Source organism: Pseudomonas sp. CCC3.1 (assembly GCF_034347405.1).
Lineage (GTDB): Bacteria > Pseudomonadota > Gammaproteobacteria > Pseudomonadales > Pseudomonadaceae > Aquipseudomonas.
This window is the reverse complement of sequence record NZ_CP133778.1, coordinates 637,107-651,377: the sequence shown is the minus strand read 5'-3', so window position 1 is coordinate 651,377 and position 14,271 is coordinate 637,107. Positions and strand designations below refer to the sequence as shown.

Genomic DNA, 14,271 nt, shown 5'->3' with positions numbered 1-14,271 from the left:
TGAACACAAAGGCGGCAAGGATCACACGACGCTCGCCTCATCACAAATGACACGTAAAAAAAGGGCCGCCTCATTCTCGGAAGCGGCCCTGAGGTCAATCAGTCGGCCTGATTACACGTCGGCTTTTTTGCTCGTGCCACATGTTGCGAAGCGTTTGTTGAACCCGGCGATCCGGCCTTAGGACTCATCCAAGACGTGTCAGGACGCTTCCTGAAAATCCATTTCCGGGGGTTGCCTGGAGAAGCCGCGCGTCAAGAACCCCAGGTACACGCAGCCAATCACCAGCCAGGTCAGGCCCAGGTAAATCGCCAGGTGGTCGAGGCTAATCATCAACCACAGGTCTGCCACCAGGCCGATGGCCGGGAATATCAGAAACAGCACGATCTCGCGCAGGCCACGGTTTTTGGCACCGATCCAGTAATGGAAGATCACCGAGAGGTTCACCAGCGAAAACGCCAGGAACGCACCGAAGTTGATGAACGACGTTGAGGTGGTCACGTCCAGTTTCAGCGCCAGCAGGGCAACCACAGCGCACAGCAAGATGCTGTTGGCCGGCGTGCCGAACTTGGCATGCAGGGTGCCGAAGAATGACTTGGGCAAGACGCCGTCACGGCCCATTGCGAACAGCAGGCGCGAACCACTGGCCTGGGCTGACAGGCCCGACGCAAACTGGCCGACGATCAGGCCGATCATGAAGATCGACACAAACAGGTCACCACCGATGTTGCGAGCGATCTCGTAGGCCGCCGAATCGACGTCCGCGAACTGGAACGACGGGTGGGCGATTTGCACAAAGTACGACACACCGACAAAGATCAGCCCGCCGATCAAGGTGATCAGCATGATTGCGCGAGGAATGGTCCGACGCGGGTCGCGGGTTTCTTCGGTGAGGGTGCTGACGGCGTCAAAGCCCAGGAACGAGTAACAGGCAATGGCCGCACCACTCATGATGAGCGGCATGTGCATCTGGCCATTGAAGAACGGTTCGAGGGTCCACAGCGGCGTGCTCGCGTCACCGCCAATGTAGTGCACGCACAGCGCCACAAACGCCACCAGCACCAGCCCTTGTATCAGCATCAGCAAGGTGTTGATGCCGTTGGCCAGTTTCAGGCCGATGATGTTGATCACGCTGGTGATGCCAATAAAGGCCAGTACCCAGATCCATTGCGGCACCACGGGAAACGCCGAGTGCAGGTACGCCGCGCCGATCAGCCAGATGGCCATGGGCAAGAACAGGTAGTCGAGCAACACCGCCCAACCGGCGATAAAGCCAAGCTTGGGACTGATGGCCTTGCGCACATAGGTGTATGCGGAGCCCGCCACCGGGAAGGCCGAGGCCATGCGCCCGTAACTCATGGCGGTGAAAAACATCGCCACCAGGGCAGCCAGGTAAGCGGCCGGGACCATGCCGCCCGTGGATTGCGCCAGGATGCCGAAGGTACCCAGCACGATGATCGGTGTCATATAGGCGATGCCAAACAGCACCACCGACCCTAACGACAGGGTACGTTGCAAACGAGCCATGGGTGAATCTCCGCGCGATTATTGGTTTTATGGCAGAACTGGAAGTCGGTGAAGCCGATATTTTTTTTATGGTCGATCACGCCCACGCTCAGCGTGGGAATGTCGCCTTGGACGCTCCGCGCCCGTGTTACGCAGGAATCAACAACTCCCGTGTCCCGTCAGCGCGCTCGATCACCTCGCCCGGCAATTTCAAGCGCTGGTCGTCCAGGTAGCGGTAGTCCTTGCGAGCCGCCTTGAGTTGTTCGAGGTCCAGTTCCACGCGGAACTGGCCTTCTTCACGCCCTGCCTCAAACAGCAGCGTGCCAAAGGGATCCACCAGGGCGCTGCCGCCCGCGAACGTCAGGCCGCCATCACCCTCCTCCACCCGATTGACCATCAGCGCAAACGCCTGGTTTTCCTGGGCGCGGGCCATGATCGAGGTGCGGTGCGTGGGGCCGTACGGGTCCATGTTGCCGTTGGTGACGATGAGCAATTCAGTGCCCAGTTGCGCCAGGGCACGGGCGCTTTCCGGGAACTCGATGTCGTAGCAAATCAGCAGGCCCACGCGCACGCCGTTCCACACGCACGTGCTGTAGCGGTCGCCAGCGTTGAACACGCCACGGTCGGACGCCCACAGGTGGGTCTTGCGATAACGCAAGGCCACGCCTTGCGGGGTGATCATCAGCGTGGTGTTGTAGAATTTGCCGTCGTCGTTTTCGGCCATGCCGATCACCACGGCGATGTTGCGAGCGTAAGCGGCCCGGATAATGGCCTTGACGGTCGGGCCGTCGATAGGCTCGGCAGTCGCTGCGACTGTTTCGGCAGAGGGGAAACCCATCAAGTGTGTTTCCGGGAACACGATCAACTGAGTGTCGGCTGCGCAAGCCGCAATGGACGCAAGGGCCCGTTCAAGGTTGTAGGCAGTGCCGTTGTCACGGCCTGCCAATTGAGCAAATTCGACCTTCATGGGTATTCCCGTTCTTTTATAAGTGTTCTCGTTGCCGCAGTATGCTTAGCCACAACCTGCCAGGGAATCACGCGGCGGGGGTAACCCGATAGGGGTAGAGAGATGACCATGTCGCTGGAAGACATCGCCTGGCACCGTTCAGTAGGGCAAATGATAGATGCCCTGGACCAGCCCAACTTCTGGACTCAGCTCGTGCGCCTGCTGAACCAATATGTCCCGTTTGACAGTTGGGTCGTGCTGCTCTTCAGCAGCGAGCACAAACCGCTGGTATTCGCCGAGTGCCCTGGGCAGGACGGCAGCCCCGACCAGTTGTTCCAGGACTACCTCAACGGCCTGTACCTGCTCGATCCGTTCTACATCGCCAGTCGCGAATACGCGCGCACTGGCCTGCTGCGCCTGGCCGAAGTGGCGCCGGAGCATTTCGAACTCACGGAGTACTACCAGCGCTACTTTCGCCTCAACGTGGTGGCCGATGAAATCCAGTTCAACAGCCATCAGCCAGATGGGCGCACCTTGTGCCTGTCACTGGGCTCGCGCCAGCGGTTTGACCGCGAACAGATCGCCCTGTTGTCGCTGATCCAGCCCTGGATATTGAGCCTGCTGCGCCAGCGTCTACCCTATGAACTCAGTCTGGTGAGTGCACCCGAGCCACCTGAACTGAACGACGAATGGGGCACGCACCTGACCGCACGCGAGTTGGACGTAGGTCGCTTGATGCTCAGCGGCTGCTCCAGCAAGGAAATCGCACGCAAGCTGGAGATCTCAGTCGAAACCGTGAAGGTTCACAAGAAACACATCTACCGCAAGCTGGGAATCAAGTCGCAGTCAGAGCTGTTCTCGATCTTTTTGCAGGCGCAAAAGGAATAGCAAGTACGCGCCTATGTCTGATGGGCTAATGGTAATTGAGCAGCAGTTCGTCAACACTCCCGTGCAAGCCTCCGATTCCAAAGAGCGGCTGCATGCTCCAAACCGTTGTATCGCCGGGGTAAACCGCCTCATTCTTGCTGTTCAAACCCGACTGAACAGTTAAGCCTGAAACAGGAAACCGTATGAGCCTGTCACTGTTAAGCCGTTATGCGTTTTTTGCCTTCTGCGTGATATTCACGCTCGCCAGCCTGCCGTTTATGCACCATGAATGGTTATGGCCCTTCAGCGCGGTGACGCTGGCCCTGAGCCTGCTGGGTATTTTCGACTTGCTGCAAGGCCCGCATGCGGTGCGCCGCAACTACCCGATCCTGGGCAATATTCGCTATTTGGTAGAAGCCATTCGCCCGGAAATTCGTCAGTACCTGCTGGAGTCCGACAGCGATGCGCTGCCCTTCTCACGTGCGCAACGCTCGCTGGTGTACTCACGGGCCAAGAATGAAAGCGCCGACAAGCCATTCGGCACACTGATTGACGTCTACCAGCCCGGCTTCGAATTTATCGGCCACTCCATGCGCCCGGCCCCACTGACAGACCCCAGCAGTTTTCGGATCACCATCGGCGGCCCGCAATGCACACAGCCGTATTCGGCATCGATTTTTAATATCTCGGCCATGAGTTTTGGCTCATTGAGCGCCAATGCGATTCGAGCGCTGAACCAAGGCGCCAAGCTCGGTAACTTTGCCCACGATACGGGTGAAGGCAGTATCAGTGCTTATCACCGCGAGAACGGTGGCGACCTGACATGGGAACTGGGCAGTGGCTACTTCGGCTGCCGTACGTCCGACGGCCGTTTCGACCCGGAACGCTTTGCCGCCCAGGCCTGCACGCCGCAAGTGCGGATGATCGAAATCAAGATGAGCCAAGGCGCCAAACCGGGCCACGGCGGGATTTTGCCCAAGCACAAAGTCACCCCCGAAATTGCCGAGACCCGTGGCGTGCCGCTGGGCGAGGACTGCGTTTCACCGTCACGTCACAGCGCGTTCTCAACCCCCATCGAACTGATGCACTTCATCGCGCAACTGCGTGAGTTGTCGGGTGGCAAACCTGTCGGCTTCAAGTTCTGCCTGGGGCATCCGTGGGAGTTCATGGGCATCGCCAAAGCCATGCTCGAAACCGGCATTCTGCCGGACTTCATCGTGATCGACGGCAAGGAAGGCGGTACCGGTGCAGCCCCGGTTGAGTTCACCGACCACATTGGCGCACCGATGCGCGAAGGTTTGCTGTTTGTGCACAACACCTTGGTCGGCCTCAACCTGCGCGACAAGATCAAGCTCGGAGCCAGCGGCAAGATTGTCAGCGCCTTCGACATTGCCAGCGTACTGGCCATTGGCGCGGACTGGGCCAACTCGGCGCGCGGCTTTATGTTCGCCATCGGCTGCATCCAGTCGCAGTCGTGCCACACCAACAAGTGCCCGACGGGTGTGGCAACCCAAGACCCGCTGCGTCAACGTGCGCTGGTGGTGCCCGACAAAGCGCAGCGGGTGTTCCAGTTTCATCGCAACACGCTGAAAGCGCTGGCTGAAATGCTCGCCGCCGCGGGCCTTGAACACCCCGCGCAACTCACGGCCAAACATTTGGTGCGACGCATGTCGGCCACCGAAATCAAACTGTTCTCGCAGTTGCACGTGTTCCTCAAGCCCGGCGAATTGCTGACGGGCGAGGTCAATGGCGAGTTTTATTCGCGCATGTGGCAAATGGCCCGAGCCGATAGTTTTGAACCGAACGAAATCAAAGCCGCTTAAGTGCGTACAAGGACTGTAAACGTGTTGAAAGTCATTGCTGAAGACTTCATCAAACCTGAACACCTCGAAAAGGTGCGCCCTTGGTACGCCGAGCTGGTGGAAAAAACCCGTTTGGAGCCCGACTGTATTGCTTACGACTTGTACATTGATCAAAAAGACCCGGGGCATTTCATCTTCGTTGAACAATGGCCCGATCAAGCCGCGCTGAATGCTCACTGCCAAAGTGAGCACTTCAGACGGCTGGTGCCGCAGATCAACGCGTGTCAGGCACGTGAGTGCACGTTTATGTTCATGGACGCGTTTTGATTAAACAGACGGGCGGCCAATACGCGCTGCCCTGAGACATTCTGCAATAGCCAGCCTTTGCAATTGCTGCGCAATACCCGCACCCTGCGCGCCGCCGATAAATAGCGCGCACTCACACTGCGCTCGTCGATTTTCATTAAACCTATGGTTGAGTAAACGCCGTCATGCTTAACGGACGCGATCTGCGCATCGACTTTTTTCGAGGTCTGGCGCTGATCTTTATTTTCTGGGACCACATCCCGCATAACCCGCTGGCTGCATTGACCGTGCGTAATTTCGGTCTCAGTGATGCGGCCGAGATTTTCGTGTTTCTGGCCGGGTATGCCGCCGTGCTGGCCTACGGGAAAATTGCCCGGCGTGATGGTTTGCTGGTTGCCAGCGTGAAAATCCTGCGGCGCGCTTGGGTGCTGTATGTGGTGCATATCTTTTTGCTGGCGGTGCTGATGGGCATCGTTTTCTTTGCCAACAGCCACATTGAAACCCGTGATCTGGTGCAGGACATGGGCTTGCAATACTTCTTGAGCAACCCGCAACAGGCGCTCACCGATGAATTGCTATTGCGCTTCAAACCCAACCTGATGGACCCCTTGCCGTTGTACATCGTGCTGCTGATCGGTTTGCCGCTGGTACTGCCGATGCTGCTGCGCAAGGCACGCTACGTGGTGGGTGTTTCACTGGCCCTGTATTTGATAGCGCCATACTGGAACCTGTCGTCGCAAGAAGGCGGGGTGTGGTTTTTCAACCCCATGGCCTGGCAGTTCCTGTTTATTCTCGGGGGAGCGCTGGCGCTGTACAGCCAAAATAACCCTGCCATTGACCCTCGACCTTTACGCCGTCAGCCACTGTTCTTGAGCGCTGCTGTTTATCTGCTGCTTACCGGGTTGTTGGCGCTGTCGTGGAAGTGGCCGCAGGTGCACGAGGCGTTCATGCCTGTGGCATTGGGTGAACTGATATACCCGATCAGCAAGACCAACTTGTCGCCCATGCGCTTGCTGCACTTTCTGGCCTTGGTCTATGTGGTGGCCAAACTGGTTCCGCACAGCGATTGGCTCAACCAGTGGTTTGCCCGGCAAATCTGCCGCATGGGCCGTTACTCGCTGGAGGTGTTCTGCCTGGGCGTGATCCTGGCCCCGCTGGCGGACATGTTCAACGCGCTGGGCGATGATGCCTGGATCATGCAAGTGTTCAGTGCGCTGTTGGGCGTGGGACTTATGGCCGTACTGGCCATGTGGCTCGACTGGAACAAGCGGCTGGGGCTGCCGCCTAATCGCCCCCTGTAAGAGCGAGCTCACTCCTACAGGGTCGGTTCCAGCCTGTTTAGCGAGCTGGCGAAGCCGCTGGCGTCTGTTCTTTAGGCGACAGTTTGAACACGTAGAACAACACCGTCAGCAGAATCAGGAACGCCGGGCCTACAAACAGGGCCACGCGGGTTTCTTCGAAGTAGGCCATCAACCCGACGACCATCAGCAAGAACGCCAACGCCGCGTACGAGCTGTAAGGGTAGAGCCACATGCGGTACTTGAGGCTGGCCGCTTCTTCTGGGCTGAGGTTTTTGCGAAAGCGCAACTGCGCCAGCAAGATCATCAGCCAGGTCCAGATTGCACCAAAGGTCGCAATCGCCGTCACCCACACAAACACTTTTTCAGGTGCCAGGTAGTTGAGCACCACGCCCAACAGCAACATCGCAATCGACAGCAGCAGCGCGTTACGCGGCACGCCGTTTTTGGAGGTGGTGGCGAAGTTGGCCGGGGCCTGGCCATTTTGCGCCAGGCTGTAAAGCATGCGGCCGGTGCTGAAAATGCCGCCGTTACAGGACGACAAGGCGGCCGTGATCACCACGAAATTGATGATGCCAGCGGCGGTCTTGATGCCCAGACGCTCGAAGGTCATCACAAACGGACTGCCCTGGGTGCCGATTTCGTTCCATGGGTAGATCGACAGAATCACGAACAGTGCGCCCACGTAGAACAGCAGAATGCGCCAGAACACCGAGCCAATCGCGCTCGGGATGGTCTTTTGCGGGTTCTTCGCTTCACCGGCGGTCAGGCCGATCATTTCTACGCCGAGGTAGGCAAACATCACCATTTGCAGGGACATCAAGACGCCCTGGATGCCATTGGGCATAAAGCCGCCGTGGGCCCAGAGGTTGGAGATACCCAACGCCACGCCGTTATTGCCGAAACCAAAGGCAATGATGCCGATACCGCCGAGCACCATCGCAATGATGGTGACGATCTTGATCAAGGCGAACCAGAACTCGAACTCACCGAACGCCTTGACCGCAATCAGGTTGATCGAGCCCATGCTGATCAACGCCGCCAGGGCCCAGATCCAGCGCGGAACGTCAGGGAACCAGATGCCCATGTACACCGCGACCGCCGTAATTTCCGCGACACAGGTCACTAGCCACAGGAACCAGTAGTTCCAGCCGGTCAAAAAGCCCGCCAATGGGCCGAGGTAGTCTTGGGCGTAGCGGCTGAAAGAGCCGGCTACCGGGTTGTGCACGGCCATTTCGCCGAGGGCGCGCATGATCACCAGAATGGCCAGGCCACCCAGGATGTAAGACAGCATGATGGCCGGCCCGGCCATTTCAATCGCTTTGGCCGAGCCCAGAAACAGGCCGACGCCGATACAGGCGCCCAGCGCCATCAAGCGGATGTGGCGTTCGCCCAGCTCGCGTTTGAGCGGGCCGCCCTGCGCGGTTTCACCGTGGGGTTGGTGGTTGCCGACTGGCATAAAAGTACAACCTCATAATTGTTATTGGGTGTGCATCAGTAGAGTGCTCTAGAAAGCCGGGCCGGTTGCCTGGCTCCCCCTTGTGAATGGCTCATACCTTGTGGGTCGACCGGTCATAAAGGAAATGCCCTACTGAGATCGGCGGCGAGTATTGCACAGGGTTGGTGCACAGTCATTCCCCTACCTAGGACGTATTTCCCCGTCTAGAAGGCTCTATTCCTACATTTTAAAAGGTGGCACGCTGCCTTCATCCTGATAAGGAAAGTCTGTGCAAGGCCTTCACAAATCCTTCGCCTGCGCCGAGCACCGTCTACGCTTCTCTTGAGCGCAATCAATAGGCGCACGTGGATCGACTGACTATGGGCGCACTGTGGCATTCCAATTCCAATACAACGTCGGAGCCACCCGCAACAATGGCAGAGCACCCGTCACCGCCACAAAAGCCAAAAGGCCGGGGTAAACGCTATGCATGGCGTCTGTTCTGGCTGTTGTTGCTGCTCGGACTGATTGCTCTGGGCTTTGCCATCGCCAAAGAGGTACGCACCTCGAAACTCCAGGCGCGTGAGTTCAGCCACTTTGCCGCCTCTCTCAGCTATTCAATGCACGCAGGCCCCAGCAACTCGATGCTCTATCCCGGCAACGGGCCTTTCGATCAACGTTTGGGCTACAGCGCACTGGGCGACTTTCTACCGCGCCTGCTAAAACGCGGCTACATGATCGAACAACAGACGCGCTTTTCACCTGAACTACTGAGCTACAGCCAGAAGGGTTTTTTCGTCCCGTACGCAGAAAAGATTCAGGCCGGACTCTCCATCACTGACTGCTCGGGCGCCTCGCTCTATCAATACAATTACCCGCAGCAGCTGTACGCCAACTTCGCGCAAATTCCGCCAGTGGTCGTACACAGCCTGCTGTTTATTGAAAACCGCGACCTGCTAGACCCCAAGCAGCCGCTGGCCAACCCGGCCGTGGACTGGCCGCGTTTTGCCATGGCCGCGTACTCGCAAATCGCCAAAATGCTGCATCTGCCGGGGCAATCTGCGGGTGGCAGCACGCTGGCCACGCAGTTGGAGAAATATCGGCACTCGCCCGATGGCCTGACGGTGTCGGGCAGCGAAAAACTGCGGCAGATGGTTTCAGCCAGCGTGCGGGCTTATCAGGACGGCCCGCAGACTTTGCTGGCCCGGCAAAAAGTGGTGCGTGATTACCTCAACAGCGTGCCGCTCTCGGCCGTACCCGGCCACGGCGAAGTTCACGGCATGGCTGAAGGGTTGCGCGTGTGGTACGACAGCGACTTCAATCAGGTCAACCAGCAACTGGCCAGCACCGCCACGGATGCTCACAGTCTGGCAAGCAAAGGGCTGGCATTGCGCGAAGTGTTGTCGCTGATGATTGCCCAGCGGCGACCTTCGTATTATTTGACCAAGGGCCGCAAAGAACTGGCGCAATTGACTGACAGCCACATCCGCTTGCTGGCGCAGAACAACGTGATAGACCCCGCACTGGCGTCTGCCGCGCTGGCCAGCCACGCGATCTATCGCGACTGGCAACTGGCGCCGACCACACAGGCCATCGAAACCAACAAAGGCATCAGCGTGGCCCGCAGTCGTTTGTCGACGCTGCTCAAACGCCCGCTGTATGACCTGGACCGCCTTGATCTGTCGGCCACCAGCACCTTGCAGGCTGACTTGCAAGGTCAGGTCAGCACGTACCTGCAACAACTGGCCGACCCTGCCGTTGCCAGCACACTCGGCCTGCTGGGCCCGAGCCTGCTGACCCCAGCCAGCACCGCGCAAGTGCGTTACAGCTTCACCCTGTTTGAACTCACCCCGGACGGCGCGCGGGCGCGGGTGCAGACCGACAGCACCGATCAGCCGTTCGACATCAACGAAGGCAGCAAACTGGAACTGGGCTCGACCGCCAAACTGCGGGTGCTGACCACTTACTTGCAGATTATTGCCGAGCTGCATGATCGTTACGGCGAACAGTCCAGCACCACCCTGAAAAAAATCCAGATGAGCGATCAAGATCCCCTGACCCGCTGGGCCCTGGGCTATCTGATTCAAAACCCCGGCGCCAAACTCGCGCCCATGCTCGACGCGGCCCTCAATCGCCAATATTCAGCCAACCCCGGCGAAGGTTTTTTCACCGGTGGCGGCCTGCATCACTTTCACAACTTTCGTAACCAGGACAACAACCGCAGCCCCAGCTTGCGCGACGCGATCCGTGAGTCGATCAACCTGCCGTTTGTACGGTTGATGCGCGACGTGGTGCGCTACACCTCCTATCAGTCGCCGAGCAACAACTCCGACCTGTTGAGCGATGATCAAAATCCGCGTCGCCAGGAATACCTGAGCCGCTTTGCTGACCGCGAAGGCACCACCTACATGCTCAAGTTCTGGAAAAAGTACAAAGGCAAGGACTCAACGGCGCGCCTTGATACCTTCCTCGACAGCATGCACCCCACTGCGATCAGAGTGTCGGCGGTGCATCGCTACCTGTTCCCGAACGCCGACCAGACCGCTTTCAACAGTTTTGTCCGCTCTCATCTGCGCACCGACAAAATCACTGACGAACGCTTGAACAAGCTCTACCAAAGCTATGGGCCGGGGGCCTACAACCTGCCAGATCAGGGCTACATTGCCAAAGTCCATCCGCTGGACCTATGGCTGCTGGGCTATTTACTGAAAAACCCGCAAGCCACCTTCCAGCAAGCCGCCGCTGCCAGCGAGTTTGAGCGTCAGGAGGTTTACAGCTGGCTATTCAAAAGCCGTCACAAGAGCGCCCGCGACAGCCGGATTCGCACCATGCTGGAGATCGAAGCGTTCCTGGACATTCATCAGCGCTGGCAGAAACTGGGCTATCCGTTTGACCATCTGGTGCCCTCTCTCGCCACCGCACTGGGCAGCTCGGGGGATCGCCCAGCAGCGCTCTCCGAACTGATGGGCATCATCCTCAACGATGGCGTACGTTTGCCGGTGTTGCGCATTGATACCCTGCATTTCGCCGCCGATACCCCCTACGAAACCCGATTGGTCAACGACCCGGACAAAGGCGTGCGGGTCATGCCCAGCGAAGTGGCGACCGCGATACGCGAAGCCCTTTCACAGGTGGTCGATGCCGGTACTGCGCGACGGGTATCGGGCAGTTTCAAGCTCAATGATGGCAGCCCCTTGGCCATGGGCGGCAAGACCGGCACCGGTGACAACCGCATCGAAAGCATGGGCGCGGGCGGGCGGGTCATCAGCTCCAAGTCGATCAATCGCACCGCCACGTTTGTGTTTTACATCGGCCCGAAACACTTCGGCACCCTGACCGCCTTCGTTCCGGGCCGCTCGGCGCAAGCCTTCAAATTCACCTCCGCGCTACCGGTGCAAGTGCTCAAAGGCATGGCGCCGATCCTCACGCCGTACCTGCAAACAGGCACCCATACGTTGTGTCAGGTGCCCGCCCCAGTGCAAACAGCAAGCAAATAACCTGTGGGAGCGGGCTTGCCCGCGATTGTATCGACGCGGTTTAACAGAAAAACCGCATTGCCTGCATCGCTGGCAAGCCAGGCTCCCACAGGTTTCTGAAGTGAACCCATTGTTGCGAATCATTACCGTTCGTCAGCTCTATTTGTGCATTCTTAAGATATATCTTAAGTTGCTTCTCACAAACACAGAGGACGAAGAGAAATGAGAGAACATCATCACCACCACAACCATCGCGAACACAACGTGGGCCAAGACGGCTTCGAAAAACGAGCCGGTCAACGCGGTGGACGCGGCCCACGCGTATTCGCCCCCGGCGATCTGAAATTACTGCTGCTGGCCTTGATTGCCGAGCAGCCCTGCCACGGCTACGACCTGATTCGCCAAATCGAAGGCATGTTCGATGGCGCTTACAGCCCGAGCCCCGGCGTGATCTACCCGACCCTGACCTTTCTTGAAGAAAGTGAACTGATTGAAGGCGACGCCGAAGGCGGGAAAAAACGCTACAGCGTGACCGACGCCGGTCGCCAATCGCTGATCGATCAAACCATTGCCCTGGACGGTGTGCGCATGCGCATCGACGTCAGCAAGCGCTCCTTGCGCGGGCATGATCGCCCTGCCGAAATTCACGAAGCGGTGCACAACCTGCGCCACGCTTTGCAAATGCACCACGGGCGCTGGAACCCGGCCGAAATTGCCCGCGTGCGAGACCTGCTCAATAACACCGCCAAAGCCATCGTCGATGGTCCTGTCACTGCCCAGCCTGCGCAGGAGAACGCTGAATGAATACCGCTAATACCCAAACCATTCACCGCGTCATGCATGAAATCAAACGCCGCAAACTGGAAGTATTGCGCGTGGTCGACCTGACCCCGCGCATGCGCCGCATCACCGTGGGCGGGCCCGAGCTGGCAGGCTTTATCAGCTTGGGCAGTGACGACCACGTGAAACTGTTTTTCCCACAGACCGACGAAGAAAAGACCGCGCTTGAAAACCTGGCGTTAAGCGCCGGGGCCAAAAGCAACGCCATGCCCCCTATGCGCGACTACACCCCACGCCGCTATGACTTGGACACACTGGAACTGGATTTGGATTTTGTGTTGCACGGTGACGGCCCTGCCTCCACCTGGGCAGCGAAGGCCCAGCCGGGTCAGTTCCTGCACATCGGCGGCCCACGCGGCTCGATGATCGTGCCGGACATTTTTGACAGCTATCTGTTGATCGGCGATGAAACCGCCCTGCCTGCGATTGCTCGTCGTCTTGAAGAGTTGCCGGCCAATCGCCGTGCACTGGTTGTGGTTGAAGTCGAAAATGCGCAAGAGGAACAGCCGCTGAAAAGCGCCGCTTCCGTTGAGGTGATCTGGGTACATCGCGATGCGCCAGGCGAGGATTTGCTGCGCACCGTTGAAAAGCTGAAGATCCCGAGTGGCGACCTGTACGCATGGGTCGCCACCGAAAGCGCGCTGTCGCGCAAAGTACGCCGCGTATTGCTCGACACCCATGACTTGAACGATGAATTCGTTAAGGCCGTCGGTTACTGGCGTTTGGATGACAGCTCCGAAGAATAAGCCCCACACATCTCCCTGTAGGAGCGAGCTTGCCTCGCGATCTTTTAGAAGATCAAAAGATCGAGAGGCAAGCTCGCTTCTACACGGTCTGGCGACCGCGCCACCGATCAATCACCACCACAACCAGCGCCACGAACACAAACCCCGCCAAAATCCCGAACGCATTCACAAACGTCTGTGCATAGCCCAGTTTTTCGACATCTATAAATGGATACGGGTACACACCCAGCAGGTGCCCTCTCAACAGGATGTAGGCGAAGTACACGATCGGGTACAGCCCCCAGAGCCCGATATAACTCAGGCGTAACGTGCCCTTGGGCACGCAACACCACCAGTACAGCGTGAACAGCACGGGCATGACGTCGTGCAGCAACTCATTGGCCAGCCATTGCAGGCCTTGAGGCTGCCACAGATTACGCAGCAACAGGTTGTACGCCACGCCCACCACGATAATGCTCACGCCAATACCGCTGCTGACCCACGGTTGCAGGAAGAAAGTCCTGCCCTTTGAGCTGCGCGTGTCTGCCGCATAGGTCAATACTGTCGCGACCAGGGTGTTGGTCAAAATGGTGAAAAAACTGAAATAGTTCACCAGTCCGCCCAGCAGGCTCGCACCCGATGTCCAGCGAGCGAGCAACACCATGTCGAGCTGAATCGCCAGCCCGCTCCAGCCCAACAGGGCCATCAAGGTCAACAACCTGTGCTTTTGCACAATCCTCATACGCGGTTCAAATCTCGCGTTTGGTGCGGGCGTATTTCACGTAGAGCTTCTCGACCTTTTCCCGCGCCCATGGCGTTTTGCGCAAGAACGTCAGGCTCGACTTGATGCTCGGGTCGCTCTTGAAGCAGCGAATATCAATGCGCTCAGCCAGCCCTTCCCACTCGTAATGCGCCACCAGCGCAATGAGGATCTGTTCCAGCGTCACGCCGTGCAATGGGTTGTTGTTGGGTTCAGTCATGCCGAGCCTTTGTAAGCAGAAGAGGGAAAGCCGCGCACCTTAGCCGAGCCCCTGCTCAGGGGGAAGTCATTTGGCACAGAGTGAGTTTAG

12 protein-coding genes are annotated in these 14,271 nt (G+C 58.3%); 7 read left to right on the top strand and 5 right to left on the bottom strand.

Features of this window, described 5'->3' with window-relative positions:
- Positions 1-198: 198 nt before the first annotated feature.
- Entirely contained in the window at positions 199-1,524 is a 1,326-nt protein-coding gene (locus tag RHM56_RS02945; protein WP_322238385.1) for an APC family permease, read from the bottom strand.
- A 127-nt stretch (positions 1,525-1,651) separates the two neighbouring features.
- Positions 1,652-2,470: a carbon-nitrogen hydrolase family protein gene (locus RHM56_RS02940; RefSeq protein ID WP_322238383.1), complete on the bottom strand. Its 819-nt coding sequence runs from the start codon at positions 2,468-2,470 to the stop codon at positions 1,652-1,654.
- A 102-nt stretch (positions 2,471-2,572) separates the two neighbouring features.
- Here RHM56_RS02940 and RHM56_RS02935 point away from each other — a divergent pair, with 102 nt between their 5' ends.
- The 4 genes from RHM56_RS02935 to RHM56_RS02920 all read left to right on the top strand — a co-directional run bounded on the left by RHM56_RS02935 (position 2,573) and on the right by RHM56_RS02920 (position 6,725).
- The gene (locus RHM56_RS02935) at positions 2,573-3,337 is read left to right on the top strand and encodes a helix-turn-helix transcriptional regulator (RefSeq protein ID WP_322238381.1); all 765 of its coding nucleotides are present in this window, start codon (positions 2,573-2,575) and stop codon (positions 3,335-3,337) included.
- Positions 3,338-3,519: 182 nt separating this feature from the next.
- Complete coding sequence (locus tag RHM56_RS02930) at positions 3,520-5,139, top strand: FMN-binding glutamate synthase family protein (RefSeq protein WP_322238378.1); 1,620 nt, start codon at positions 3,520-3,522, stop codon at positions 5,137-5,139.
- Between the two features lie 21 nt (positions 5,140-5,160).
- Positions 5,161-5,445, top strand: coding sequence for a putative quinol monooxygenase (locus tag RHM56_RS02925; protein WP_322238376.1), 285 nt, complete (start codon positions 5,161-5,163; stop codon positions 5,443-5,445).
- 164 nt (positions 5,446-5,609) lie between these two features.
- A complete protein-coding gene (locus tag RHM56_RS02920) occupies positions 5,610-6,725 on the top strand; it encodes an OpgC domain-containing protein (protein WP_322238373.1) in 1,116 nt (371 codons plus the stop codon).
- Between the two features lie 37 nt (positions 6,726-6,762).
- Here the strand turns inward: RHM56_RS02920 and RHM56_RS02915 are convergent, their stop codons facing one another.
- The gene (locus RHM56_RS02915; RefSeq protein ID WP_322238371.1) at positions 6,763-8,181 is read right to left on the bottom strand and encodes an amino acid permease; all 1,419 of its coding nucleotides are present in this window, start codon (positions 8,179-8,181) and stop codon (positions 6,763-6,765) included.
- A 413-nt stretch (positions 8,182-8,594) separates the two neighbouring features.
- On the opposite strand from RHM56_RS02915, the gene RHM56_RS02910 reads away from it, so the two are divergent.
- From RHM56_RS02910 to RHM56_RS02900, 3 genes are all read left to right on the top strand, one after another.
- Entirely contained in the window at positions 8,595-11,657 is a 3,063-nt protein-coding gene (locus RHM56_RS02910) for a transglycosylase domain-containing protein (protein WP_416194882.1), read from the top strand.
- Positions 11,658-11,858: 201 nt separating this feature from the next.
- Positions 11,859-12,440 carry a PadR family transcriptional regulator gene (locus tag RHM56_RS02905; RefSeq protein ID WP_322238369.1) on the top strand — a complete coding sequence of 194 codons (582 nt, stop codon included), beginning with the start codon at positions 11,859-11,861 and terminating at the stop codon, positions 12,438-12,440.
- Positions 12,437-13,222, top strand: coding sequence for a siderophore-interacting protein (locus tag RHM56_RS02900; RefSeq protein WP_322238367.1), 786 nt, complete (start codon positions 12,437-12,439; stop codon positions 13,220-13,222). Before RHM56_RS02905 ends, RHM56_RS02900 begins: the two co-directional genes overlap by 4 nt.
- Before the next feature lie 79 nt (positions 13,223-13,301).
- On the opposite strand, the gene RHM56_RS02895 is transcribed toward RHM56_RS02900, so the two are convergent.
- Together RHM56_RS02895 and RHM56_RS02890 are read right to left on the bottom strand one after the other, a co-directional pair.
- A complete protein-coding gene (locus tag RHM56_RS02895; protein WP_322238365.1) occupies positions 13,302-13,943 on the bottom strand; it encodes a Pr6Pr family membrane protein in 642 nt (213 codons plus the stop codon).
- Between the two features lie 7 nt (positions 13,944-13,950).
- Positions 13,951-14,181 carry a VF530 family DNA-binding protein gene (locus tag RHM56_RS02890; RefSeq protein WP_055101051.1) on the bottom strand — a complete coding sequence of 77 codons (231 nt, stop codon included), beginning with the start codon at positions 14,179-14,181 and terminating at the stop codon, positions 13,951-13,953.
- Between the last annotated feature and the right edge of the window lie 90 nt (positions 14,182-14,271).